The sequence below is a fragment of the Nocardioides bigeumensis genome, from assembly GCF_039531755.1.
Taxonomy (GTDB): domain Bacteria; phylum Actinomycetota; class Actinomycetes; order Propionibacteriales; family Nocardioidaceae; genus Nocardioides; species Nocardioides bigeumensis.
This window is the reverse complement of sequence record NZ_BAAAQQ010000001.1, coordinates 57,770-81,263: the sequence shown is the minus strand read 5'-3', so window position 1 is coordinate 81,263 and position 23,494 is coordinate 57,770. Positions and strand designations below refer to the sequence as shown.

Genomic DNA, 23,494 nt, shown 5'->3' with positions numbered 1-23,494 from the left:
CTCGTGTGACTCACGTAGGGTCGTGAGCATGGCGACCCGGACGTCTTCCCCGCCGGGGTCGCGGAGCAGGAGCACGTCCACACGAGGACGCTCGAGCACCCGATCCCGGAGTTCAGGACGAAGCAGCACTGCACGGAAGGCCGCACCCTCCAAGAGGGGCCGCGGCCGGTCGAAGGCTGCCCGCCCGGCGCCGCGCGCCGTGCGCAGCGGGCCGGGTCCGGTCTTCCGCTTCTTCGCGATGCTCGGTCGCGGCGCCGCCGCGGTCTGGATGGCGGTCGCCCACGGCATCGGCGCAGCCGCCCGCGGCATCGGCCGCTCGGCGCGCGAGCTCGACCCCGAGCACCGTCGTGACGGCGTCGGCCTCCTGCTGATCGGCCTGGGCGTGGTTGCCGCGGCCGCGGTCTGGTGGCAGCTGCCCGGTGGTCCGGCCGAGACGGTCCGCACCATCGTGGCCGGCTCGGTCGGCAAGGTCGGCTGGCTGGTCCCGGTCATGCTGGTCGTGGTCGGCGTGCGCAACATGCGCGACCCCGAGCACAACGGCCCGGTCGGTCGCCAGCTGATCGGTTGGCTCGCCCTCGCCTTCGGCGTCCTGGGCATCGTGCACGTCGCCGCAGGCAACCCCCAGCCCCAGCTGGGCGACGCCAGCCCGCTGCAGGAGGGCGGCGGCGCGATCGGCTACGTCGTGTCCAGCCTGCTGCTCGACCTGCTGCGCTCGGCGTACGTCGTGGTGCCCCTGCTCGCGCTGGTGGCCTTCTTCGGCCTGCTGGTGATCACCGCCACCCCCGTCTACCAGGTGCCCCACAAGCTGGCCGCCTTCCGCGACCGGCTGCTCGGCCGCGAGGCAGCCGACGAGCAGCCCGACGCGGTGCGCGACGGGCTTCACCTCGAGGACACCCAGCCGATCCGGACCAGGCGCCGCAAGCCCTTCGACCCGGACGCGGTGCCCGAGGGCGACCCGGCGTACGACAGCCCGGTGCTCGAGGACCGCGAGATGAGCAAGCGCGGCCGCAAGAAGGCGCAGGTCGAGGACGCCCCGACCGAGGAGACGCACCTCGACGCAGCGGACCTGCAGCCACCTCCGCACACCCCGCTGCCGCAGCGGGTGGAGCAGCTCGCGCTGTCCGGCGACATCACCTACTCCTTGCCCGCCAACGAGGTGCTCAAGCCCGGCTCGGTGCACAAGGCGCGCTCGAAGGCCAGCGACGACATCGTCGGCCGGTTGACCCAGGTGATGGAGGAGTTCGCGATCGACGCCGTCGTGACCGGCTACACGCGCGGCCCGACGGTCACCCGCTACGAGGTCGAGCTCGGCCCGGCGGTGAAGGTCGAGAAGGTCACCGCGCTCTCGAAGAACATCGCCTACGCCGTCGCGTCCGCGGACGTGCGGATCCTCTCGCCGATCCCGGGCAAGTCCGCCATCGGGATCGAGATCCCCAACATGGACAAGGAGATCGTCTCCCTCGGCGACGTGCTCCGCTCCGGCAACGCACGCAGCGACCACCACCCGATGGTGTGCGGCCTCGGCAAGGACGTCGAGGGCGGCTTCGTGGTCGCCAACCTGGCGAAGATGCCGCACCTCCTGGTCGCCGGCGCCACCGGCTCCGGCAAGTCGTCGTTCATCAACTCGATGATCACCTCGATCCTGATGCGCTCGACGCCCGACGAGGTCCGGATGATCATGGTCGACCCCAAGCGGGTCGAGCTGAACTCCTACGAAGGCATCCCGCACCTCATCACGCCCATCATCACCAACCCCAAGAAGGCCGCCGAGGCGCTGGCCTGGGTCGTGCGCGAGATGGACATGAGGTACGACGACCTCGCCAACTTCGGCTTCCGGCACGTCGACGACTTCAACAAGGCGGTCCGCGCGGGCAAGGTGAAGGTGCCGGCGGGCAGTGAGCGGGAGCTGACTCCCTACCCGTACCTGCTGGTCGTCGTCGACGAGCTCGCCGACCTGATGATGGTCGCCCCGCGCGACGTCGAGGACGCCGTCGTCCGGATCACCCAGCTCGCCCGTGCCGCCGGCATCCACCTGGTGCTCGCCACGCAGCGCCCGTCGGTCGACGTCGTCACCGGCTTGATCAAGGCCAACGTGCCGTCCCGACTGGCCTTTGCGACGTCCTCGCTGGCCGACAGCCGGGTGATCCTCGACCAGCCGGGCGCCGAGAAGCTGGTCGGACAGGGTGACGGGCTCTTCCTGCCGATGGGCGCGTCCAAGCCGGTGCGCGTCCAGGGGTCGTGGGTCACCGAGGCCGAGGTCCACCAGGTCGTCGCGCACTGCAAGGCCCAGCTCGAGCCGACGTACCGCGAGGACGTCACCGCGCCGCAGGCGGCCAAGCGCGATCTGGACGACGACATCGGCGACGACATGGACCTCGTCGTGCAGGCGATCGAGCTCGTGGTCTCCACGCAGTTCGGGTCCACGTCGATGCTGCAGCGCAAGCTGCGCGTCGGGTTCGCCAAGGCGGGCCGGCTGATGGACATCCTCGAGAGCCGGGGAGTCGTCGGCCCGAGCGAGGGCTCCAAGGCACGCGACGTGCTGGTGAAGCCCGACGAGATCGACCAGGTCATCGCCACGCTCCAGGGGGAGGGCTGAGCACCATGGGCGCTGCAGAGGCACAGGACTTCGACTTCGACGAGAGCCTGGAGGCGGGCGACCCGGGCGACCCCAGAGACTCGAGTGGCGAGGCGGGTGGCGATTCGGGGCGCACCCGCGCCCTCGTCATCGCCCCGGACGCCGTCGTGGTCAGGCGTGACGGCCGGGTGCACGCCGCCGTCGCGCTGATCGCGGGCGCGGTGGGGGCGGCCTACCTCGTCCGCTCGCTCAGCGGCGGGTCGGCGCTCGACTGGGCGCTGACGGGGCTCATGGCCGCGATCTTCGCCGGGTACGCCGCCGGGCTGGCCGACTCGCGCACACCGCTGCTCGTCGCGGATCCGCACGGTGTGCGCATCCGCCTCGGGCGCACCTGGCGCGGCCTGACCTGGGCCTCGCTCGAGCGGGTCGAGCACGACCCGCGCGGCCGGCTGCGCGATGGTCGCCTCCTGTTCGTCTCGCGGACCCCCCACCACGTCGTCGACGAGCTCACCGGTGCGGCCCGACGGCAGGCACGATGGAGCGAGCGGCTGTACGGCGAGCCGCTGGCCGTTCCGCTGGGGCTGGCCACCCGGGTCAGCCACCACCCGGACGAGCTGACCGCCGCCCTGCAGGAGCTGGCGGGCGGACGCGCCCTCGTGGTCGAGGCCCTGCCCGCCGAGCTCCTCGTCGACGTCGACAGCGACGACAGCGACGGCACCGACGACACCGTCGGCACCGTCGACAGCGACACTGTCGGAGACACCGACCACCACGACGCCGGGCCGGCCGAGGGCGCCGAGCGCCCTGCTGGCCGCTGGCGCCGCCTCGTCCACGACCCTCGGCCCGCACTCGCCGGCACCATCGAGCAGCTGGCTGCCAGCAGCACCCCCGCCCCCCTGCGGGAGACCGTGTCCGGTCGTCGCGCCGAGGTCACGGTCGACCTCAACCGCGCCGCCGACGACGACGAAGCTCTCGACCACGACGTCCGCCAGCCCGGTGAGCTCCGGCGTGCCGGGAGCGTGTCGCTGGTGGAGGACACGCAGGCCTGGGGTGACCGCGAGCTCTTCGCCGAGACCCCCGTCCACCTCGTGGCCCCGACCGGAGACCCCGTCGAGACCCTGCAAGTCGACGACGATGCCCCCGAGCCGGCTCCGGACCCTGTCGTCGGACCCGAGCTCGCGGCGGCTCGGACCCGGCTCGGCCTCAGCGTCGACCAGCTGGCCGAGCGCACGCGGATCCGTCCGCACGTGATCGAGGCGATCGAGGTCGACGACTTCGCTCGGTGTGGTGGCGACTTCTACGCCCGGGGCCACCTGCGCACGCTGGCGCGGGTGCTCGGGCTCGACGCGCCGCCGCTGTTGGCGGCGTACGAAGAGCGCTACTCCCAGGCGCCCGTCGACCCGCGACGGGTCTTCCAGGTCGAGCTGGCGTCGGGCGGCTCGATCCGCTCGACGCGCGGCGGGCCCAACTGGTCGGTGCTCGTCGCCGCGGTGATGGCGCTGGTCCTGGCCTGGTCGATCGCCCGGTTGATCATGGACTCACCGGTCGAGCAGAAGCTCGCTCCTGCGCTCAACGGCTCTGCCGGACCGGGCCACGGCAACCGGGCTGCCGGGCCCACGGTCCCGGTCCTCGTGCGGGCAGCAGGCGGTGGCGCCCACCTGGTGGTGCGCGACGGCACCGGCAAGATCGTCTACACCGGCGACCTGGCCTACGGGCAGACCGCCTCTCTCGAGGTGTCGCCGCCCATCCAGGTCGAGACCTCCGACGGCTCGGTCGAGGTCGTCGTGGACGGCTCCGAGCGCGGCGCCGTCGGCGAGACCGGCCAGGAAGCGACCGAGACGTACGTCGTGCGCGGCTGACCGGGAGGTGGCCGGCGGTTGCCGACCCGGCATACTCGACTCGACCATGAGCACCAGCAACTGGAACCTCCCCAACGTCCTCACGACGCTGCGCATCGTGATGGTGCCCTTCTTCGCCTGGGCACTGCTGCAGGACGGCGGCGACTCGATCCTGTGGCGTTGCGTGGCGTTCGCGATCTTCGTGGGCGCGATGATCACCGACAAGATCGACGGTGACATCGCGCGTGCGCGCAACCTCGTCACCAACTTCGGCAAGATCGCGGACCCGATCGCTGACAAGGCGATCACCGGCATGGCGTTCATCGCGCTGTCGATGGTCGGGGACATCTGGTGGTGGGTCACCATCGTGGTGCTGCTGCGCGAGTGGAGCGTGACGCTGCTGCGTCTGTCGGTGCTCAGGCACGTCGTGATCGCCGCGAAGTCGAGCGGCAAGGTGAAGACCACCTTCCAGGCGATCGCGTTGTCGGGACTGACCCTGCCCTTCCCGCACGGCGACTCCGCGCACGGCGGCGCCTTCGACCAGTTCGGCTGGCCGGGCGCCGCCCTCTTCTACCTCGCCCAGGGGCTGCTGGCCATCGCGGTCGGCCTGACGCTGTGGTCGGGCTACGAGTTCTTCCGCGACGTGTGGCACCAGCGTCACAAGATGCGCGCGTCGGCGCCCGCCGACGGTCAGCGCTGAACCCCTTCAGCCGGGTTAAGGTGACCGAACGGCCGGGTCGCCACGGCGTCCTGCGCTCCGGGACATGACACGAGGGGGACCCGTCTTGCGCACGCACTCCACATCCGTCCGTCGATGCGCCCGGCTCCTCCTCACGTCCGGCGTCGGTCTCGCCCTCGCGGCCACCACGCTCAGCCTGGCCGCGGCCTCCGTCGCCAACGCGGCCCCGGTGCAGATCCAGATCTTGGCGACCAACGACTTCCACGGGCGGCTGCTGCCGGGCAGCAACGGACAGGCCGGCGCCGCCAAGCTCGCCGGGGTCGTGAAGCAGCTCGAGACCGACTTCGCGGGGGAGACCTTCTTCGCTGCCGCCGGTGACCTGATCGGCGCGTCGACCTTCGACTCCTTCATCCAGAAGGACAAGCCGACCATCGACGCGCTGAACGCCGCCGACCTCGACGTGTCGGCGGTCGGCAACCACGAGCTCGACCAGGGGTACGCCGACCTCGTGAACCGGGTGATGGCGCCCTACGACGCGACCACCAACCCCCTGGGCGGCGCCCAGTGGAAGTACCTCGCCGCCAACCTGCGCAAGAGGGCCGACAACTCTCCTGCGGTCGACGCGAGCTGGGTGCAGACCGTCAACGGCGTGCAGATCGGCTTCGTCGGCGCGGTGACCGAGGAGCTCCCGTCCCTCGTGTCGCCCGCCGGCATCGCCGACATCACCGTGACCAACATCGTCACCGAGGTGAACGCCGCAGCCGCCGACCTGACCACCAACCAGGGCGCCGACCTGGTCGTGCTCCTCGTCCACGAGGGCGCGACCACGACCGCGGCGTCCTCGGCGACCGACCCCGCGAGCGCCTTCGGCCGGATCGTCAACGGGGTGAGCACCAACATCGACGCGATCGTGTCGGGCCACACCCACCTCGCCTACAACCACTCCATCCTCCAGAACGGCCGCCAGCTGCCGGTCGTCTCAGCCGGGCAGTACGGCACCAACCTCAACAAGCTCGTGTTCAACGTGGAGAACGGCCTCGCGCCCTCGGTGGTCTCGCAGACCGTCGTGCCCGTCGCGACGACCGCCGTCACCGCCCCCGGCGCGGTGACGCTGCAGAGCTCGGTGCAGACGAACATCATCGATCCGGCGATCGCCAAGGCCGACGTGCTGGGGGCGGTTCCGCTCGGCCGGATCGGCGCGGCCCTCGGACGGGCCAGGCTCTCTGCGGTCGTGGGCGACTCCGACGAGAACCGTGGCGGCGAGTCGACGCTGGGCAACCTCGTCGCCGAGGTGCAGCGCTGGGCGACCAGCGCCCCCATCAGCGGCGAGGCCCAGATCGCCTTCATGAACCCAGGTGGGCTCCGGGAGGACCTGAGCGCCGCGACCTATCCCGCCGTCGTGACCTACCGCCAAGCAGCCGACGTCCAGTCGTTCGCCAACACGCTGGTCAACATGCGGCTGACCGGCGCCCAGATCAAGACCGTGCTCGAGCAGCAGTGGCAGCGCGACGCCGACGGCAACGTGCCCTCGCGGCCGTTCCTGCGACTGGGCACGTCGAAGGGCTTCCAGTACACCTACGACCCGACTCGCAAGGAAGGCGACCGGGTCACCGGCATCTGGCTCAACGGCACGGCGCTGTCGCCGACGACGGCGTACTCGGTGACGGTGAACTCCTTCCTGGCTTCGGGCGGTGACAACTTCCGGGAGTTCGCCAACGGCACGCAGAGGCGCGACACCGGCAAGGTCGACCTGCAGGCGATGGTCGACTACTTCGCCGAGCTCGCCAGCGTGTCGGGTGACCCGCCGCTCCCGGTCGACTACAGCCAGCACTCGATCGGCGTCAGCCGGCCCACCGGCGCCCCGAAGTTCTACCGGATCGGCCAGAGACTCGACCTGAGGCTCACGTCGTGGCGGATGACGGCCAAGACCGACAAGACCGATTCCCAGGTGGCTGCCAAGATCGGCTCGGTCAGCCTGGTGCGACCCAAGGTCGACAACACGGTCGGCACCGACCCGTTCGACGAGTACGGCAAGGCGCTGCTGAACTCGCGTCTCGGGCTGCGGGTGCCGATCGGCGAGCAGACGCTCATCCTCAGAGGTCCCGGCACCGGGACCGTGCTGCGCCTCCCGGTCGAGATCCGCAAGGCCAAGCCGACGGTCAAGGGCAAGGTCTTCCGCAAGAGCAAGATCCGCGTCGACCGCACCCGGCCGAAGATCCGCGTCAAGCTGAAGGTCGAGGGCATCGACAAGATCCAGGGCAAGGTCAGGATCAAGACCGGTGGCCGCACCTACCTCGGCCAGCTCAACGACAACAAGGTCACGCTCACGCTGGCCCGCTACGGGGAGCGCGGCATGAAGAAGATCCAGGTCACCTACCTCGGCACGAAGGCGATCGCCTCCGCGCGCGAGACGCTGCGGGTCAAGGTCCGCCGCTGAGCCGCGCGGCAGATCCGGCGTACGAGTCCGCCGCCCGCCTCCTTCGCACCGCGGAGGGGGCGGGCGCCACGCTCGCCGTCGCCGAGTCGTTGACGGGTGGCCGCCTCGCCGCGGCACTGACCGCCGTCCCTGGTGCGTCCGCCGTGGTGCTGGGCGGCGTCGTCGCCTACTCGCCCGAGATGAAGCGCGACCTGCTCGGCGTCCCCGCGACGCTGATCGAGACCCACGGCGTCGTGTCGGCCGAGTGTGCGCGCGCGATGGCGACAGGTGTCCGGGCGGTCACGGGGGCGACGTACGGCGTCAGCACGACCGGCGTCGCCGGTCCGGAGCCCTCCGAGGGACACCCCGTCGGCACCGTCTTCGTGGGCGTCGACGGCCCGGGCGGCACGACCGCGCTGGCTCTCGAGCTCACCGGGGACCGGGCCACCATCCAGGCCCGGACCGTGGCGGAGGCGCTCGGGGCGCTGGCCGACCGCCTCGCCGAGGGGTAGCCCGTCCGGAGCCGATCGGGGGGCGCCCCGACCTGCGCGACGCGCCGAGCGGCACGGGCGTGCGGGACTCCCCGCGGAAGAAACCCCGACCGGGTAGCGTTGTGCACCTCACCCCGGGTCGACGACGACCGGACCGGGTCTCGTGCGGAGAGGAGAGAGCGCCATGGTGTTGTTCCGCAGCCTGCTCGGTGGCGTGCTGCGCGCGCGCCGCATGCAGCAAGGGCTCACCCTGCGCCAGGTCTCCCAGAATGCACGGGTCAGCCTCGGCTACATCTCCGAGATCGAGCGCGGCCAGAAGGAAGCCTCCTCCGAGCTGTTGTTCTCCCTGTGCTCGGCCCTCGACCTCCCGCTGTCGGAGGTCCTCCGCGAGGTGAGCGACGCGGTCGCGCTCGAAGAGGCCGCGTTGGAGCTGGCCGCGACCCCCTTGCCGGTGGTCCCCGTCGGCCGGCGCACCAGCGGCGACGTGGTCGCCTCGGCCGCCTGACGATCAGTCGCGAACCGGCTGGCACGACGGGCACCAGTAGACGATCCGCTCCTGCCCCTCGGGGCCCATCTCGTCGCGGCGGACCGGGGTGCCGCAGCGCGGGCAGGGCGTTCCGCGCTTGCCGTAGACCCAGAGCTGACGGCCACGCCGCGTGTCGCCGGTGGTGGTGCGCTCGACGCGGTTCTTGTTGAGGTCGAGCATCTGGTGCGCGCGCCGGGCCAGCCGGCGTACGTCGCCGACCTGGGCGATGGGGGTGCGCGGGTGCACTCCGGCGACGAAGCACAGCTCGGAGCGGTAGACCGAGCCGACGCCGGCCAGGCACCGCTGGTCTAGCAGCACCTCCCCGACCGGCCGCTCCGGATCGGCGATCATCCGCCGGACGGCCTCGTCCTCGTCCCAGTCGGGGCCGAGCAGATCGGGTCCGAGGTGGCCCACCACCCGGTCCTCCTCGGCGGTCGGCACCAGCTCGACGACCCCCAGGGCGAAGCCCACCGCCTCGTGCGCGGCGGTGCGCAGCACCACGCGCGCCTCGAAGGCTGGCCGCCGCCACCGGGACCCGGGCGCGTGCACGTGCCACACGCCCTCCATCTTCAGGTGGGTGTGCAGGGTGATCGGCGGCGAGGCGTCGGCCGGCGCGAACCGGGTCAGGAGGTGCTTCCCGCGGCTGACGGTCGTGACGACCGTGGCACCGACCAGGTCGGCGGTCGCGTGCTGGGGCACCCGGAAGTCGGAGGTCGTCACGACGTGCCCGTCGAGGACTCGGAGCCTCCTGGCGGCGGCGTAGACGGTGTCACCCTCGGGCACGGAACCGCAGTCCTCGCGGGGTGGTCACGAAGCCGGCGTCCTCGAGGGCGACGCGCAACGGCGTCGGTCCGCTGCCGAGCAGGTGCTCCCCGTCGGCCTTCTCGACGATCATCCGGCCGAGGGCCCCGCGCCGGGCCGCGTCGGCCAGGGCGTGCGCGGCGGGCCCGAGCTCGTTGCCCGTCTCCGACCAGCTGAGCAGGGTCTTGCCGCCGCGCTCGACGTAGAGCACGAGGGACCCGTCGACGAGCACCACCAGCGCGCCGGCCTTGCGGCCGGGTCGGTGGCCGCCGCGCTGGCCGGTGTCCGGGTCGGTGTCGCCGCTCGGCCAGGGCAGCGCGGCGCCGTAGGGACTCGCGGGGTCGGTGGCCGCCAGGACGATGGCGGCGGGCTTGGCGTCGGCGGACCCCAGGTCGGCCGGCTCGGCGAAGGTGCGCAGCCGGTCGACAGCACCGGACGTGCCGAACTGGGCGGCACCCAGCCCGTCCACGAAGTAGCCCCGGCGGCAGCGGCCGGAGTCCTCGAACGCCGCGAGCACCTTGTAGGCGGCCGCGAAGCCGCCGGCCACGCGCTCGCTGACCACGGCGCCGCGGGTCACGACCCCGTGCCGGTCGAGCAGTCGTTCGGCGACGGCGTGCGCCCGACGGGTCGGATCGGTGTCGATCTCGGGGAGCGCCGCCCACCGGCCCGCCGTCTCGGGAGGTCCCGAGCGCACCGGCATCCGGCCCCGGCCACGGGTGGTGCTGCCCAGGCGAGGTCTGGCCCCCGCCCCCGCGCGCTGGCGCTGCGTCCGATGGGCGCCGCCGGAGCCGACGAGGGCCCGCAGGGGCGCGAGGGTGTCGTTGCCCACGCGTCCCGCCCAGACGAGGTCCCACAGCGCCGAGGACAGCGCCTGGTCGGTGACGGCGCGGTCGAGGCGGCGGGCGACGGAGTCGGCGAGCTGGCGGAAGAACCACGCACCGCCGGGCTCGAGGGCATTCAGCAGCGCCCGGTGGACGTCGTCGACGTCCAGGTCCTGCGCGGCCGGCAGAGTCAGGGCAGCCTGGTCGGCGAGGTGCAGGGAGACCCATCCGTCGGACCCCGGCAGGGGGGCGTGGCCGGCCCAGACGACCTCGCCGCTGCTGGTGAGCTCGTCGAGGTACGCCGGCTCGTAGTCGGGCACGCGCGCCGCCAGGACCAACGGCTCGAGCGCGGATGCGGGCAGTGAGCAACCGGCGAGCTGGTCGACGACGGAGAGGACACCGTCGACGCCCCGCAGGCCCCGGCCGCTGCCGGGCGCGACGTGTGCCCAGGCGGCGAGGAACCGCGCCAGGGCCGCGGGCTCGACGGGCTCGACCTCCTTGCGCAGCCGTGCCAGCGAGCGCCGGCGCAGCCGCCGGAGCACCTCGGCGTCGCACCACTCGGTCCCCGACCCGGCGGGACGGAACTCGCCGTCGAGCACGCGGCCCTGCGCCGCGAGGCGCTCCAGGGTGTGCCGGACCACGGCGACGCCGAGGCCGAGACGGGTCGACACCTCGTCGGTCGTGAACGGTCCGTGAGTGCGGGCGTGCCGCGCGACGAGGTCGGCCAGCGGGTCGTCGAGGGACTCGGTGAAGGCGTCGGGCGTGCCGGGCGGGACCGGGACCCCGAGCCCGTCGCGCAGCCGGCCGACGTCCTCCACGGCCGCCCAGCGTTCCGTGCCGGCCATCCGCACCTCAACGACCCGGCGGGTCTCGGTGAGGGTGCGCAGCCAGTCGTCGACGTCGGCGCCGTCGATCGCGCGGTCACGCACCTCCTGGGTCGACAGCGGGCCGAGCAGGCGCAACAGGTCGGCGAGGCCCTCGGCGTCACGTGCACGCCGATCGGGAGCGGTGCGCTGCAGCTCCGCCTCGACCTCGGTCAGCACCTCAGGGTCCAGCAGCTCGCGCAGCTCGGCGCGGCCGAGCAGCTCGGCGAGCAGGCCCTGGTCGAGCGACAGCGCCGCGGCGCGCCGCTCGGCGATGGGGGAGTCGCCTTCGTAGACGAACTGGGCGACGTAGCCGAAGAGCAGCGTGCGGGCGTACGGCGACGGCGACTCGGTCGCGACGTCGACGACCGACACCTCGCGCCGGTCGACCTGGCGCATCAGCGCGACGAGCGCCGGCAGGTCGTAGACGTCCTGGAGGCACTCGCGGACGGCTTCGAGGACGATCGGGAAGGAGGGGTACTTGGCCGCCACCTCGAGCAGCTGGGCGGCGCGCTGGCGCTGCTGCCACAGCGGACTTCGCCGCCCCGGGTCGCGGCGGGGGAGCAGCAGGGCCCTCGCGGCGCACTCACGGAACCTCGCGGCGAACAGGGCCGAGCCGCCGACCTCGGCGGTGACCAGCTCGTCGATCTCGTCGGGCTCGAAGACGACCACCTCGCCGGTGGGCGGCTCCGCGTCGGTCTCGGGGATGCGGACGACGATGCCGTCGTCGGACGCGACCGCCTGGCCGTCGACGCCGTAGCGCTCGCGCAGCCGGGCGTTGATGGCGAGCGCCCAGGGTGCGTGCACCGGGGTCCCGAAGGGCGAGTGCACCACCAGGCGCCAGTCGCCGAGCTCGTCGCGGAACCGCTCGACCATGATCGTGGTGTCGCTGGGGACCGTGCGGGTCGCCTCGACCTGCTCGTGGACGTAGCCGACGAGGTTGGCAGCGGCGTAGTCGTCGAGGCCGTTGGCCGACGCCCGTGCCCGTGCGGGCCCCTCGGGCAGCGACGCCAGCTCGCGGGTGAAGGCGCCGATCGCGGCACCGAGCTCGGCCGGCCGGCCGAGGGTGTCGCCCTTCCAGAACGGGAGCCGGCCGGGCACGCCCGGCGCGGGTGTCACCAGCACGCGGTCGTGGGTGATGTCCTCGATGCGCCAGCTCGTGGCGCCGAGCGCGAACACGTCGCCGACGCGGGACTCGTAGACCATCTCCTCGTCGAGCTCGCCGACCCGGCGGCCCGGTCCCTCGCCACCGACGAGGAAGACACCGAAGAGCCCACGGTCGGGGATGGTGCCGCCGCTGGTGACCGCGAGCCGCTGGGCGCCGGGACGGCCGCTGAGGCGGCCGGTGACGCGGTCCCAGACGATGCGGGGGCGGAGCTCGGCGAACTCGTCGCTCGGGTAGCGCCCGGACAGCAGGTCGAGCGTGGCGTCGTACGCGCTGCGCGGCAGCTGGCTGAAGGCGGCGCTGCGGCGGACCACGGCGAAGAGCTCGTCGACGTCCCAGTCGTCGACGGCGGTGGCGGCGACGACCTGCTGGGCCAGCACGTCGAGGGGGTTGGTGGGCACCCGCATGGACTCGATGGCGCCCGTGAGCATCCGCTCCACCGCTACCGCGGTCTGGGCGAGGTCGCCACGGTGCTTGGGGAAGAGCACGCCGCGGCTGGTCTCACCGACCTGGTGACCGGCACGCCCCACGCGTTGGAGAGCGCTGGCGACGCTCGGCGGCGACTCGATCTGGATCACCAGGTCGACCGCGCCCATGTCGATGCCGAGCTCGAGGCTGCTGGTGGCGACCACGCACGGGAGCCGGCCGCGCTTGAGGTCGTCCTCGATGATCGCCCGCTGCTCCTTGGAGACCGACCCGTGGTGGGCCTTGGCGATGACGGTGTCGGCGCCGCGCGAGGCGCCCGACTGGGCCATGACATGCGCGGGCGGGCCCGCGTCGTCGTTCGAGCCGGCCGTGACCGCGCCCTCCTCCGCCCGCGCGGTGGCGATCTCGTTGAGCCGGGCCGTCAGGCGCTCGGCGAGCCTCCGGGAGTTGGCGAAGACGATCGTCGACCGGTGCTGCTCGACCAGGTCGACGACCCGCTCCTCGACGTGCGGCCAGATGCTGGTGGAGCGCTGGGGGTCGTCGCCGTCCTCGTCGTACGCCTCCGGGGCGGTCATGTCCTCGACCGGGACGACGACCTTGAGCTCCCAGGACTTCTCGCTGGGCGGCGCGACGATCTCGACCGGCGCCTGCCCGCCGAGGTAGCGCGCGACCTCCTCCAGCGGCCGGACCGTCGCACTGAGACCGATCCGCTGCGCAGGACGCTCGAGGAGCGCGTCCAGCCGTTCGAGGCTGACCGACAGGTGCGCGCCGCGCTTGCCGCCCGCGACCGCGTGCACCTCGTCGACGATGACGGTCTCGACGCCGCGCAGCGACTCGCGGGCCTGGCTGGTCAGCATCAGGAACAACGACTCGGGCGTGGTGATCAGGATGTCGGGCGGACGGCTGACCAGGGCGCGACGGTCGGCCGCGCTGGTGTCGCCGGACCGGACGCCGACCTGCACCTCGGGCAGCCGTTGGCCGAGTCGCTCCGCGGTGTGCCGGATGCCGGTCAGCGGGGCGCGCAGGTTGCGCTCGACGTCGACGCCGAGGGCCTTGAGCGGAGAGATGTAGAGGACCCGGCAGCGCCGCGCCTTGTCGTCGGGGACCGGCTGGGTGAGCAGCCGGTCGATCGACCACAGGAACGCACTCAGGGTCTTGCCCGAGCCGGTCGGCGCCACCACCAACGCGTGCCGTCCGGCGCCGATGGCCTCCCACGCGCCCTCCTGAGCGGGCGTGGGCGCAGCGAACGCCGCCTCGAACCACGTGCGGGTCGGCTCGCTGAAGCCCCCGAGCGCGCTCACCCCGTCCACTCCTCCATCCTGCCGGACGCCACCGACAACCCCCCTGGCGAGCGGCCACCAACCGCAGGTGAAAAACGCCCGAGCCGTTGTCGGTGGCTCGTGCTGGACTTGCGGCATGACGCAGCAGGGGCCAGAAGCACAGGAGCAGACCCGCCGGCGGTTCGACGCGCTGGTGGCGGACCTGGCCGGCAGGCCGGGCGTGACCCCGCCGTCGGGGAGCAGGGCGTTCGGCGGGTCTGGGATGAAGGTCGACGGCTCGATCTTCGCGATGGTCGACGTGTGGGGGCGGTTCGTGGTCAAGCTGCCGGCCGAGCGGGTGGCGGCGCTGGTGGCAGACGGGTCGGGCAGCGCGTTCGACAACGGCAAGGGTCGGGTCATGAAGCAGTGGTTGGTGGTCGACGACGCCCGCCAGGAGCGGGCGCTGACCGAGGAGGCGCTGGCCTTCGTCGGCGGTGCGAGCGTCAGGCACTAGGGGGCGCAAAGGTGCCCGGATCCTCGCGGGGCAGCTGGCCGGACGCGCGTTGAGCGCCACGCCCGACGCCTGAGCCGTCCGGCCACCTGTGCTCGGCGCACCGCCGTCGCATCGGACCACTTCCGGGGGACTGTCGGTAGCGTCGTGGTTCGTGACCTCCAGCAGCACCAGTGCCCCGATGATCAGCGCGAAGGGCGTGCGCAAGAGCTTCGGCGACTTCGAGGCCGTCAAGGGCATCGACGTCGAGGTGCACAAGGGCGAGGCGTTCGGCTTCCTCGGTCCCAACGGCGCCGGCAAGTCCTCGACGATGCGGATGATCGCGGCGGTCTCGCCGGTCAGCGGCGGCGAGCTGCGCATCCTCGGCATGGACCCGGCCGTCGACGGGCCCGCGATCCGTGGCCGGCTGGGCGTCTGCCCCCAGGCCGACACGCTCGACAACGAGCTCAACGTCCGCGACAACCTCTACATCTACGGCCGCTACTTCGGGATCCCGCGCGGGGAGGTGGCCTCCCGCGTCGACGAGCTGCTCGAGTTCGTCCAGCTCGTCGACAAGGCCAAGTCCAAGGTCGAGGCCCTCTCCGGGGGCATGAAGCGACGGCTCACCATCGCGCGCAGCCTGATCAACCGCCCTGACCTGCTGCTGCTCGACGAGCCGACGACCGGACTCGACCCCCAGGCACGGCACGTGTTGTGGGAGCGGTTGTTCCGGCTCAAGCAGTCAGGGGTCACGCTGGTGATCACCACCCACTACATGGACGAGGCCGAGCAGCTCTGCGACCGGCTCGTCGTGATGGACAAGGGCCTGATCGTCGCCGAGGGCTCGCCGCTGACCCTGATCCGCCAGCACTCCACCCGCGAGGTCGCCGAGCTGCGCTTCGGCGTGGCGGCCGAGGGCCAGACCCACGACGGGCTCGCGGAGAAGGTCGCCGACCTCGGCGAGCGGGTCGAGGTGCTGCCCGACCGGCTGCTCGTCTACAGCGACGACGGCGAGGAGGTCATCGCCAAGGTCCACGAGCGGGGGCTCCAGCCGGCCGCCGTGCTGGTCCGGCGCTCCACGTTGGAGGACGTCTTCCTCCGCCTGACCGGCCGCACGCTCGTCGACTGAGCGGCTGGGGGAGGGAGACGACATGAGCTGGGCGGGCAACGTGACCTCCACCCGCGAGGTGATGCTGCGCGGGCTGCCGCTGGGGGAGGGCGTCGGCCGCCAGGTCGACTACTGGTGGACGGTCTACAAGCGCACCTGGCGGGGCACGATCATCTCCTCGTTCCTCGCGCCGATCTTCTACGTCCTCGCCATGGGGGTGCTGCTGGGCGGCTTCATCGAGGGTGACCCCGCCCGGCTCGAGGGTGCGACGTCCTACCTCGCCTTCATCGTGCCGGGACTCGTCGCCGCCCACGCCATGCAGACCGCGGTCGGCGAGACGACGTACCCCGTCATGGGCATGATCAAGTGGCGCCGCGTCTACGACTCGATGCTGGCGACGCCGCTCCAGGTGGTGCACCTGGTCGTCGCGCACCTGCTGTTCGTGACGTTCCGAGTGGCTACCAGCTGTGCGGTGTTCATGCTGGTGCTGACGCCCTTCGGGGTCTTCGAGACATGGTGGGGACCGCTCCTCGCCTTCGTCTCCCAGGTGCTGGTCGGGATGGTGTTCGCCGCGCTGGTCTACGGCTTCACCGCGAGGCTGCACTCGGACGAGGGGTTCGGCGTGCTCTTCCGGCTCGGCGTCTTCCCGCTCTTCCTGTTCTCCGGCGCGTTCTTCCCCGTCACCAACCTCGGCGACGTCGGCGCGTGGATCGCCCGGCTCACCCCGCTGTGGCACGGCGTCAACCTGTCCCGGATGTTCTCGGTCGACCACGTCGACTGGGGGGTCGCGGCGATCAACGTCGCGGTCCTCCTGGCGCTGCTGGCGTTCGGCGTCTGGTGGGCCATCGCCGGCCTGACGAAACGCCTCGTCTCATGACGGCCCCGACCTACGACGGCGACCTCGACCGACCCGGTCGCGTCACCCCGCTCGGCCCGTGGCAGGCGCTCAAGATGATCGTGCTGCGCAACTACCTCGTCTACCGGCGCGTCTGGAAGCTCTTCCTCACTGGGTTCCTCGAGCCGGTGTTCTACCTCCTCTCGATCGGCATCGGGGTCGGCCAGCTCGTCGAGGGCTTCGAGTTCAACGGCGAGCCGATCGAGTACGCCGCGTTCGTGGCCCCGGGGATGCTCGCGGCTTCGGCGTTCAACGGCGCGCTGCTCGACTCGACCTACAACGTGTTCTTCAAGCTGAGGTACGACAAGCTCTACGACCAGATGCTGGCCACGCCGCTGACCACCGGCGACGTCGCGCGCGGCGAGATCGTCTGGGGTCAGCTGCGCGGCGGCTCCTACTCCGCCGCCTTCCTGGTCGTGATGCTGGCCATGGGACTCATCGATTCGTGGTGGGCGCTGCTCGCGCTGCCGGCCGCGCTGCTGATCGGCTTCGCGTTCAGCGCGGTCTTCATGTCGATCACGACGTTCTTCAAGAGCTGGCAGGACTTCGACAAGATCACGCTCGTCCAGCTGCCGCTCTTCCTCTTCTCGGCGACCTTCTTCCCGGTGACCGCCTTCGACGGCTGGCTGCGCTGGGTCGTGGAGGCGACCCCGCTCTACCGCGGCGTGGTGCTCTGCCGCGAGCTCACGACCGGTTCGGTGACCGTCGCGAGCGCCGTGTCGGTGGTCTACCTCGTGGCGATGGGGCTGGTCGGACTGGCCGTCGTCCGCCGCCGTCTCGACAAGCTGCTGCTCACCTGAGGCTCACTCGGCGATGAAGACCTCGGCGTACGCCGCGTCGAGCCGGTCGGTGTCGAGCGAGGTCACCACGGTGTCGTCGCCTTCTCCGGTACGCGACAGCCGACCCAGGTCGTCGTCGAGGTCGACGCTCCACGTGCCGCTGACACCCTTGCCTGCTTCCGGGACCGTGAAGAGCGCTGAGGTGGCGAGGTCCCAGAACCTCGGCGACGGCATCGAGCTGAGCACGCCGATCTGTCCGACCACGGGCGCCGACTTGCCGGCGGGCGGGCCGAGCGGCACCACCTCGTGCGGGACGACGGTGAGCGGGACCGGCCCGTCGAGCACCTCCGCCAGGGCGTCCGGGTCTGCTGCGGCGTTCCACTCACCGATGCCGTCGCCCTGGGAGGCGCCCTCGACGATGCCGGTCATCGCCACGACCCGGTCTATGCGGGCGTACGACGCCGGGTCGTCGCGCAACGTCGCGGCGAGCTCGGTCATCGGGCCCAGCGCCACCACGACCAGGTCGTCGTGCTCCCGGGCCAGGGTGGCCAGCGTCCGGTCCGCAGGCTGGGGCGACGGCCTCCCGGTCCCGGCGAGGTCCCGCTCGAGCCCGCTGTCGGTGAGGGCGCCGATGGTCCACAAGGAGGGGAACGCGACGCCGTGAGCGCCGCGCGGCGTTCGTCCGCAGGACACCGGGACGGGGTCGGCCCGTACCGCCCGGACCAGGTCACCCACCAGGTCGACGCCAGCCGGGCAGGTGACGATCCCGGTCGTCGGGACAGTCACGGCAAGCACCCGCACCCGCGGATGGCGCAGCAGGTAGGCCAGCGCGACGAGGTCATCGGGTGCGAGGTCGCTGTCGACCACGACGGGGACCGCGTCGGGGTCCTTGGCGGCAGCCGGCGCGAGCCGACCCTCGACGAAGAGGTCCCCGTCGTCGTCGCTCGCCCCCGCGCACCCGGACGCCAGCAGCGCCACGATCGCGAGAGCGGCGACTGTCTTCTTGAAGCCGTTCATGAGGTCCTTCACGGGATCACCAGGTACTGGCAGACCACGCCGGTCACGGCGAGGAGCCCGCCGATGACGGTGGGCCAGGTGCGGGCACCGCGGGGGAGTGCCAGGGCGACGAAGAGCAGGGCCAGGCCGATCAGCCACAGGTCGTGGCCGGCAGCGAGGCGGGCGGAGACGAACAGCCGGGCCCAGTGGTCCTGGAACTCACCGGGGGCGCTCAGGAGCCAGTCGGCCGGGAAGGTGAGGGGGTCCGCGCTGACAGGGCCGACCTCCACCGAGACCGGCTGGACCTGCACGACCGAGAAGGGCGTCACCAGCGCGGACTGGAACGCCCAGGAGAAGCCCACGAACGGAAACCAGCCGATGAACAGCGCCAGCATCGCCGACGCGCGGTGCTGGAACCGGCGCCCGGCCGCGGCGCCCACGCCCACCGCGAGCGCCGTCAGGCACACCGGCTGCAGGATCTCCGGAGCGGTGAACTGGGCATGCAGGGTGCGGCCGGGCTCGTCGCCGAGGTCGAGGCCGCCGTACGTGCGCACGAGCATCGCGCCGACGGCGGTCAGCACGGCGGCCACACCGATCAGCACCACGGCGCCGGTGAGCCTCCCGAGGGTGCGCGTCGCCTCCCCGACCGGCGCGTCGGCGGCGAGGCCGACCCGCTCCCGGTGAAAGCTCGAGGCGACCGCGAACGACGCGCAGATCACCAGCGGACCCACGAGGCCCGGGCTCACGGTGTAGCGCGCACCCGACCAGTCCTCCGGGAACTGCATCGAGGCCACGGAGAAGGCCACGGTGAGCACGACCCCGACCCACAGCGCCGGGCTGCGCAGCAGGCGTGCCGCTTCCAGCCGAGCCAGCGCACCGACGACGCCGCGTTGGGTGGTGTCGGCCACGCGCTCCTGCGCCAGCGTGCTCATCGCGAGCTCCCTGCCGCGAGGAGCACGCCGGCGACGGCGAGCAACGGCCACGGGTGCTCGCGCCAGAGCAGGCTGACGTCGCCGACGGGTCCTCCGAAGCTGCCGACGGTCGAGCCGGCGGCCACCCACAGGAGCGGCAGCGCCGCGGCGCGCCCGGGATCCTTGCCGTCGGGGACCCACACGGCGACGGCGAGCGCACAGGTGCTGAGAGCGAGAAGCGCGGGGAAGGCGGTCCCCAGGCCGGCCGCGGGCAGCAGGGCCGTCACGACCAGCCACACCGGCAGGACCGCAACAGCGATCCAGGCGAGCCGGAGCCCCCGCCGGCGCCAGGCAGACAGGGGTACGGCGGCGAGCAGGGCCGCGGCCGGGTCACGAAGGGCGAGCACGGCCAGGGCGGCGAGCGCGCCGACGGTCAGCGACAAGGCCAGCGGAGTGCCGCGGTCCGTGGCCCGGGAGAGGGCAGCGACGGCCACGAGCCCCGTGGCCGTCACGGCGACGGGGGTCCATGCCATGCTGCGCGCGGTCGGCAGCGCAGCCTGCGTCGTGGCGCTCACTGGTGGCCGGCCGAGACGAGGAGGTAGCCGTCGTCCAGCGTCGCCGCCACCAGGTCGGCCCCCGCGGGCGGCGCGCCGATGTGGCGGTAGGTCCCGGCTGCCGTCATCCACGTGCGGAGCGCCGTCGGGTCGGGGTCCTCGGACTCCCAGACCCGGCCCTCCGCCGTGGCGATCAGCTCGGCGGGGGTGCCGAGGAACCACACCCGGCCCTCGCGCATGACCGCCACCCGGTGGCAGAGCGCGGCGACCTCGCCCGTGTTGTGGGTGGAGAGCACCACCGTGCCGCGCTGGGCGCTGGTCGCCAGCAGGGAGCGGAGCTCGAGCCGCTGCTCCGGGTCGAGCCCGGTCGCCGGCTCGTCGAGCAGCAGCAGCTCGGGCGACCCGAGCAACGCGGCCGCCAGCGCGACCCGCTGCTGCATGCCGCCGGACAACGTGCGGATGCGGTGGTGCATCCGATCGCCCATGCCCACCGACTCGAGCACTCGGGTGCACTCGCGACGCCGCCAGGCCACGTCGGTGTGCTCCTTGAGCACGGCGACGTAGTCGACCAGCTCGAGCGGCGTGAACGACGGGTAGAGCCGCGGGTTCTGGGGGAGGTAGCCGAGCCGGCGGCGTACCTCCACGCGCTCCTGCGGGACGCCCGGGTCCCGCCCGAGCAGGCGCAGCGACCCCGAGTCAGGTGCGAGGACCGTGCTGAGCATCCGCAGCAACGTCGTCTTGCCTGCACCGTTGGGACCCAGGAGTCCGAGCACGCCAGGGCCCACGGCGAGGTCGATCCCGTCGACGGCGGCGGTACGGCCGTAGCGCTTGACCAGGCCCGTCGCTTCGACGGTCAAGGCGGTGCGCACGGGGGCTGTCTCGGTCATGCGGTCCTCCGATAGGCGACGTGCTCGCGACGTGTGACGGTGAGGGCGACGGCGGCCAGCGCCACGGCCAGCGCGGTCACCTGGAACCCGGCGCCGCCGAGCACGCCGATCAAGGCGTCACCGGCCGATGCGCGCAGGGCGGCGGGGGCGCCGACGCCGATCGCCCAGGTGGCTCCGAGAGCCGCCGCGGCGACAGCGGGGTCGAGCCGGGTCGTGCCGGCGAGGAGCACGAGGCTGGCCAGCGCCAGCCCGGGCAGGATCCAGGCCACCGCGATCGTCGTGGGGACCCCCGCGAGCAGGGCGCCCAGCACGCCGACCGGGAGCGCGCCAGCGGCGACGAGCAGCGCTCGCCGGGCGACCAGCCGGAGGCCGGCGAGCGGGGCGGCCAGGGCGATCTCGCCGGCCGGGTCGACGTCCTCGCGATAGGCGACGACGACCGCGGCCAGCGGGGCGATCGGGGCCATGGCCATCACCAGCCAGGGCGAGTACCGGCCGAGGAAGGGGTCGGTGACGAGCGGGAAGACGAGGAGCAGCAGGAGGGCGACGAGCCAAGCGCCGAGCAGCGGCCTCGAAGCCAGTCCGAGCCGCAGGAGCGGGCCCTGACGTGGCTGGTCGACCACCGCGACCAGCGACTCCCAGCGACGCCCCTGGCGCTCCCCGGCGACGTCGTCCGCTCCTGCGGCGAGGGCGCTGCGGCACGCGGCGCAGGCCAACAGGTGAGCCTCGACGGAGGCGGCGAGGACAGGGTCGGCGTCGCCGGCGCGGTACGCCGCCAGCGTGGGTTCGGTGACGTGCCACCCGTTCGATGCGGTCACAGCAGTGCCTCCCGGAGCTCGTGGCGGGCTCGGCTCATGCGGCTCTTGACGGTGCCGCTGGGGATGCCGAGCAAGGTGGCGGCCTCACGGGTGGTGAGACCGTCGAGGACGGTGGCCTGGACGACGGCGCGCAGCTCGGGCGAGAGCCGCTGCAGCGCCGTACCGACGTCGCTGTGCTCCACCCGGGCCAGCACCTCCTCCTCCGAGGAGACCGCGCTGTCGCTGCGCAGCCGGACCAGCCGCTCGACGACGTTGCGTCGCGGCCGGAGCTGATGGAGCAGCGAACGGATCGCGATGCCCCAGAGCCACGCCGCGACCTCGCCCTCGCCCCGCCACGACGCCGGCTTGCGCCAGACCGCGAGGAAGGTGTCCTGGAGCGCCTCGTCGACGATGGCATGGTCGGCGCAACGGCGCCCCAGCCGGAGCGACAGCCACGGCTCGTGCCGCACGAAGAGCTCGTGGAGCGCGCCGCGGTCGCAGTCGCGGATCGCGCGGACCAGCTCCGCGTCCGTCCGCTCGTCGCGTCCGACGCCGTCCGACATCACGCTCGACATCACGCCTCCCATCACACCCCCTTGTGGCGCCGAGTGCCCCGAACGGTTCACGCATGTCTCGATGACTTTTTCGCGCGAACCGATCGCCCGGTTCTCCGGCACAAGGAAGTGCCGCAGGTCCCGACGGTCGGGCGCGGAGGGGGGAGATGTCTGATGAACAAGCTGACGAGCGGCGTCGTGGCCGGAGTCCTGGTCCTGGGCGTGCCGACGGCCGCCATCGCCGCGAGGATGCACGTCGACCACGGGCGCGGCCCGACGGTCGTGCACGACGCGGCGTACGGCGCGATCCAGACGCAGGTGCACGCGTGGAGCGGCGACGGGAGCACCCGCGTGCGGCTCATGGTGGACGGCCTGCCCGCGGGGCAGACCTTCGGCGCGCACGTGCACACGCTCCCGTGCGGTTCCCTGCCGGGCGACTCGGGCGGGCACTACCAGCACTCGACCGACACGTCCGTGCCTCTCGCGCAGCGAGAGATCTGGCTCGACGTCACGGCCGGCGCCGATGGTCACGCGTCGACCACGACGGAGGTGCCGTGGGAGATCGCCCCTGGTACCGCGGGCTCCGTCGTCGTGCACGCGCTGCCGACGAACACCACGAACGGCGCCGCCGGGGCTCGGCTCGCGTGCACCACCGTCACGTTCGGTGAGTAGCCCCAGCCGCTGGGGCTGGGTCGTGCCGTTCTTCGCATGCCGAAGCGACTCGTCGTAGGCGTCGTCACAGTCGCGGCGGTCGGCCTCGCCGTGCGCCCGGCGCTCTTCGAGCCGTGCACGTAGGCCCCGCGCGCAAACCACCCCTTCGTTCGTTCCTCACGAAGGGGTGCCGGGCCCATCCACAGCGCCGGGGGGCCTACCTCGACAGAACCCGGCTTTCGCGCAGCAGCGAGGACCAGCGCTGGCGGCCGGCCTGCGGGTCCGCGGGTGGAGGAGCGCGCACCAGGTCGGCTCGGCGAGACGTGCGTCGGCGGCCGGCGGGAAGCCGCCAGCGGACGCCTTGCACGTGACCGCGTCTTGCGCTGCCCCACCCCCGCGGACCCGCGAACCGGCCGCCCGCGTTGGTCCTCGGCGGTGCGCGAAGCCAGGTTCCGGACCACCAAGGCCCCGCGCGCTGTGGATGGGCCTGGCCCCCTCTTCGTGAGGGACGAGCGAAGAGGGTGGTTTGCGCGCGGGGCCTTGGTGGGCCGGGACGCGGCGCACAGCGCAACGACTAGGACCCCAGAAGACCACCCGACCCGACGGGAAACGCAAAGCCCCCCGCAGGGGACCTCACCCAAGAAGCAGCTGGAGCCAAGCGGTGTCGACCCAGCGCCCCTGCTTGTGACCGACCTCCCGCATCACGCCGACGTCCTCGAAGCCGCTAGGCGCGGTGCAGGGCGAGGCTCGCGTCGTTTGTCAGGGCGACCAAGGCCAGGACCGTGTGCACGTCGTCGGCGCGGAGCCGCGCGAGCAGGTCGTCGTAGACCGCCCGGCCGATGCCGCGCCCGCGGGCCTGCCCTGAGAGGTAGAGCGAGGTCTCGCGGGCGCGGGCGTAGGCAGGCTCGAGGTCGAAGGTGGCGACCGAGGTGCGCACGTCGTGGTCGTAGACGGTCTTCACCGCGTCGAGGTCGGAGTCGTGCGCAGGTCGGATCTGCATGCTGACAGGATGACG

At 72.6% G+C, this 23,494-nt stretch carries 20 protein-coding genes; 11 read left to right on the top strand and 9 right to left on the bottom strand.

The features are described from left to right. Nucleotides 1-28: 28 nt before the first annotated feature. The 6 genes from ABD295_RS00415 (at nt 29) to ABD295_RS00390 (ending at nt 8,504) form a co-directional block, all read left to right on the top strand. Entirely contained in the window at nt 29-2,596 is a 2,568-nt protein-coding gene (locus tag ABD295_RS00415; RefSeq protein ID WP_344301499.1) for a DNA translocase FtsK, read from the top strand. Nucleotides 2,597-2,601: 5 nt separating this feature from the next. After that, nucleotides 2,602-4,434 carry a helix-turn-helix domain-containing protein gene (locus tag ABD295_RS00410; RefSeq protein WP_344301498.1) on the top strand — a complete coding sequence of 611 codons (1,833 nt, stop codon included), beginning with the start codon at nt 2,602-2,604 and terminating at the stop codon, nt 4,432-4,434. A 46-nt stretch (nt 4,435-4,480) separates the two neighbouring features. Continuing rightward, nucleotides 4,481-5,113, top strand: a complete 633-nt coding sequence (gene pgsA, locus ABD295_RS00405) for a CDP-diacylglycerol--glycerol-3-phosphate 3-phosphatidyltransferase (protein WP_344301497.1) — start codon at nt 4,481-4,483, stop codon at nt 5,111-5,113. A gap of 85 nt (nt 5,114-5,198) precedes the next feature. After that, nucleotides 5,199-7,529, top strand: coding sequence for a bifunctional metallophosphatase/5'-nucleotidase (locus ABD295_RS00400; RefSeq protein WP_344301496.1), 2,331 nt, complete (start codon nt 5,199-5,201; stop codon nt 7,527-7,529). Continuing rightward, on the top strand, nt 7,526-8,020 hold the full coding sequence (locus ABD295_RS00395) for a CinA family protein (RefSeq protein WP_344301702.1): 495 nt from the start codon (nt 7,526-7,528) through the stop codon (nt 8,018-8,020). Before ABD295_RS00400 ends, ABD295_RS00395 begins: the two co-directional genes overlap by 4 nt. A 163-nt stretch (nt 8,021-8,183) precedes the next feature. Further along, a complete protein-coding gene (locus ABD295_RS00390; RefSeq protein ID WP_344301495.1) occupies nt 8,184-8,504 on the top strand; it encodes a helix-turn-helix domain-containing protein in 321 nt (106 codons plus the stop codon). 3 nt (nt 8,505-8,507) lie between these two features. Here ABD295_RS00390 and ABD295_RS00385 read toward each other — a convergent pair whose 3' ends face one another. Continuing rightward, a complete protein-coding gene (locus ABD295_RS00385; protein WP_344301494.1) occupies nt 8,508-9,308 on the bottom strand; it encodes a DNA-formamidopyrimidine glycosylase family protein in 801 nt (266 codons plus the stop codon). After that, nucleotides 9,295-13,902: an ATP-dependent helicase gene (locus ABD295_RS00380; RefSeq protein ID WP_344301493.1), complete on the bottom strand. Its 4,608-nt coding sequence runs from the start codon at nt 13,900-13,902 to the stop codon at nt 9,295-9,297. Before ABD295_RS00380 ends, ABD295_RS00385 begins: the two co-directional genes overlap by 14 nt. A 115-nt stretch (nt 13,903-14,017) precedes the next feature. On the opposite strand from ABD295_RS00380, the gene ABD295_RS00375 reads away from it, so the two are divergent. The 4 genes from ABD295_RS00375 (at nt 14,018) to ABD295_RS00360 (ending at nt 17,153) form a co-directional block, all read left to right on the top strand. Continuing rightward, a complete protein-coding gene (locus tag ABD295_RS00375; protein WP_344301492.1) occupies nt 14,018-14,374 on the top strand; it encodes a hypothetical protein in 357 nt (118 codons plus the stop codon). Nucleotides 14,375-14,525: 151 nt separating this feature from the next. After that, a complete protein-coding gene (locus tag ABD295_RS00370; protein WP_425573922.1) occupies nt 14,526-15,479 on the top strand; it encodes an ABC transporter ATP-binding protein in 954 nt (317 codons plus the stop codon). A 22-nt stretch (nt 15,480-15,501) separates the two neighbouring features. After that, a complete protein-coding gene (locus ABD295_RS00365) occupies nt 15,502-16,335 on the top strand; it encodes an ABC transporter permease (protein WP_344301491.1) in 834 nt (277 codons plus the stop codon). Beyond that, the gene (locus tag ABD295_RS00360) at nt 16,332-17,153 is read left to right on the top strand and encodes an ABC transporter permease (protein WP_344301489.1); all 822 of its coding nucleotides are present in this window, start codon (nt 16,332-16,334) and stop codon (nt 17,151-17,153) included. Before ABD295_RS00365 ends, ABD295_RS00360 begins: the two co-directional genes overlap by 4 nt. 3 nt (nt 17,154-17,156) lie before the next feature. On the opposite strand, the gene ABD295_RS00355 is transcribed toward ABD295_RS00360, so the two are convergent. From ABD295_RS00355 to ABD295_RS00330, 6 genes are read right to left on the bottom strand one after another with little or no spacing between them, the layout of a single operon-like run. Next, nucleotides 17,157-18,161: a nucleoside hydrolase gene (locus ABD295_RS00355; RefSeq protein ID WP_344301488.1), complete on the bottom strand. Its 1,005-nt coding sequence runs from the start codon at nt 18,159-18,161 to the stop codon at nt 17,157-17,159. Further along, entirely contained in the window at nt 18,158-19,060 is a 903-nt protein-coding gene (locus ABD295_RS00350; RefSeq protein WP_344301486.1) for a hypothetical protein, read from the bottom strand. Before ABD295_RS00350 ends, ABD295_RS00355 begins: the two co-directional genes overlap by 4 nt. Further along, nucleotides 19,057-19,614 (bottom strand): hypothetical protein, encoded by a 558-nt coding sequence (locus ABD295_RS00345; protein ID WP_344301485.1) that lies wholly within the window; start codon nt 19,612-19,614, stop codon nt 19,057-19,059. The genes ABD295_RS00350 and ABD295_RS00345 overlap by 4 nt, the downstream gene beginning before the upstream one ends. Continuing rightward, nucleotides 19,611-20,480, bottom strand: a complete 870-nt coding sequence (locus ABD295_RS00340; protein ID WP_344301484.1) for an ABC transporter ATP-binding protein — start codon at nt 20,478-20,480, stop codon at nt 19,611-19,613. The genes ABD295_RS00345 and ABD295_RS00340 overlap by 4 nt, the downstream gene beginning before the upstream one ends. Further along, on the bottom strand, nt 20,477-21,295 hold the full coding sequence (locus tag ABD295_RS00335; RefSeq protein ID WP_344301483.1) for a zf-HC2 domain-containing protein: 819 nt from the start codon (nt 21,293-21,295) through the stop codon (nt 20,477-20,479). Before ABD295_RS00335 ends, ABD295_RS00340 begins: the two co-directional genes overlap by 4 nt. Next, the gene (locus tag ABD295_RS00330) at nt 21,292-21,861 is read right to left on the bottom strand and encodes an RNA polymerase sigma factor (protein ID WP_344301482.1); all 570 of its coding nucleotides are present in this window, start codon (nt 21,859-21,861) and stop codon (nt 21,292-21,294) included. The genes ABD295_RS00335 and ABD295_RS00330 overlap by 4 nt, the downstream gene beginning before the upstream one ends. A 141-nt stretch (nt 21,862-22,002) precedes the next feature. Between ABD295_RS00330 and ABD295_RS00325 the strand changes: the two genes are divergently transcribed. Further along, entirely contained in the window at nt 22,003-22,500 is a 498-nt protein-coding gene (locus tag ABD295_RS00325; protein ID WP_344301481.1) for a superoxide dismutase family protein, read from the top strand. Nucleotides 22,501-23,203: 703 nt separating this feature from the next. Here ABD295_RS00325 and ABD295_RS00320 read toward each other — a convergent pair. After that, nucleotides 23,204-23,479: a GNAT family N-acetyltransferase gene (locus tag ABD295_RS00320; protein ID WP_344301480.1), complete on the bottom strand. Its 276-nt coding sequence runs from the start codon at nt 23,477-23,479 to the stop codon at nt 23,204-23,206. Nucleotides 23,480-23,494 lie beyond the last annotated feature (15 nt).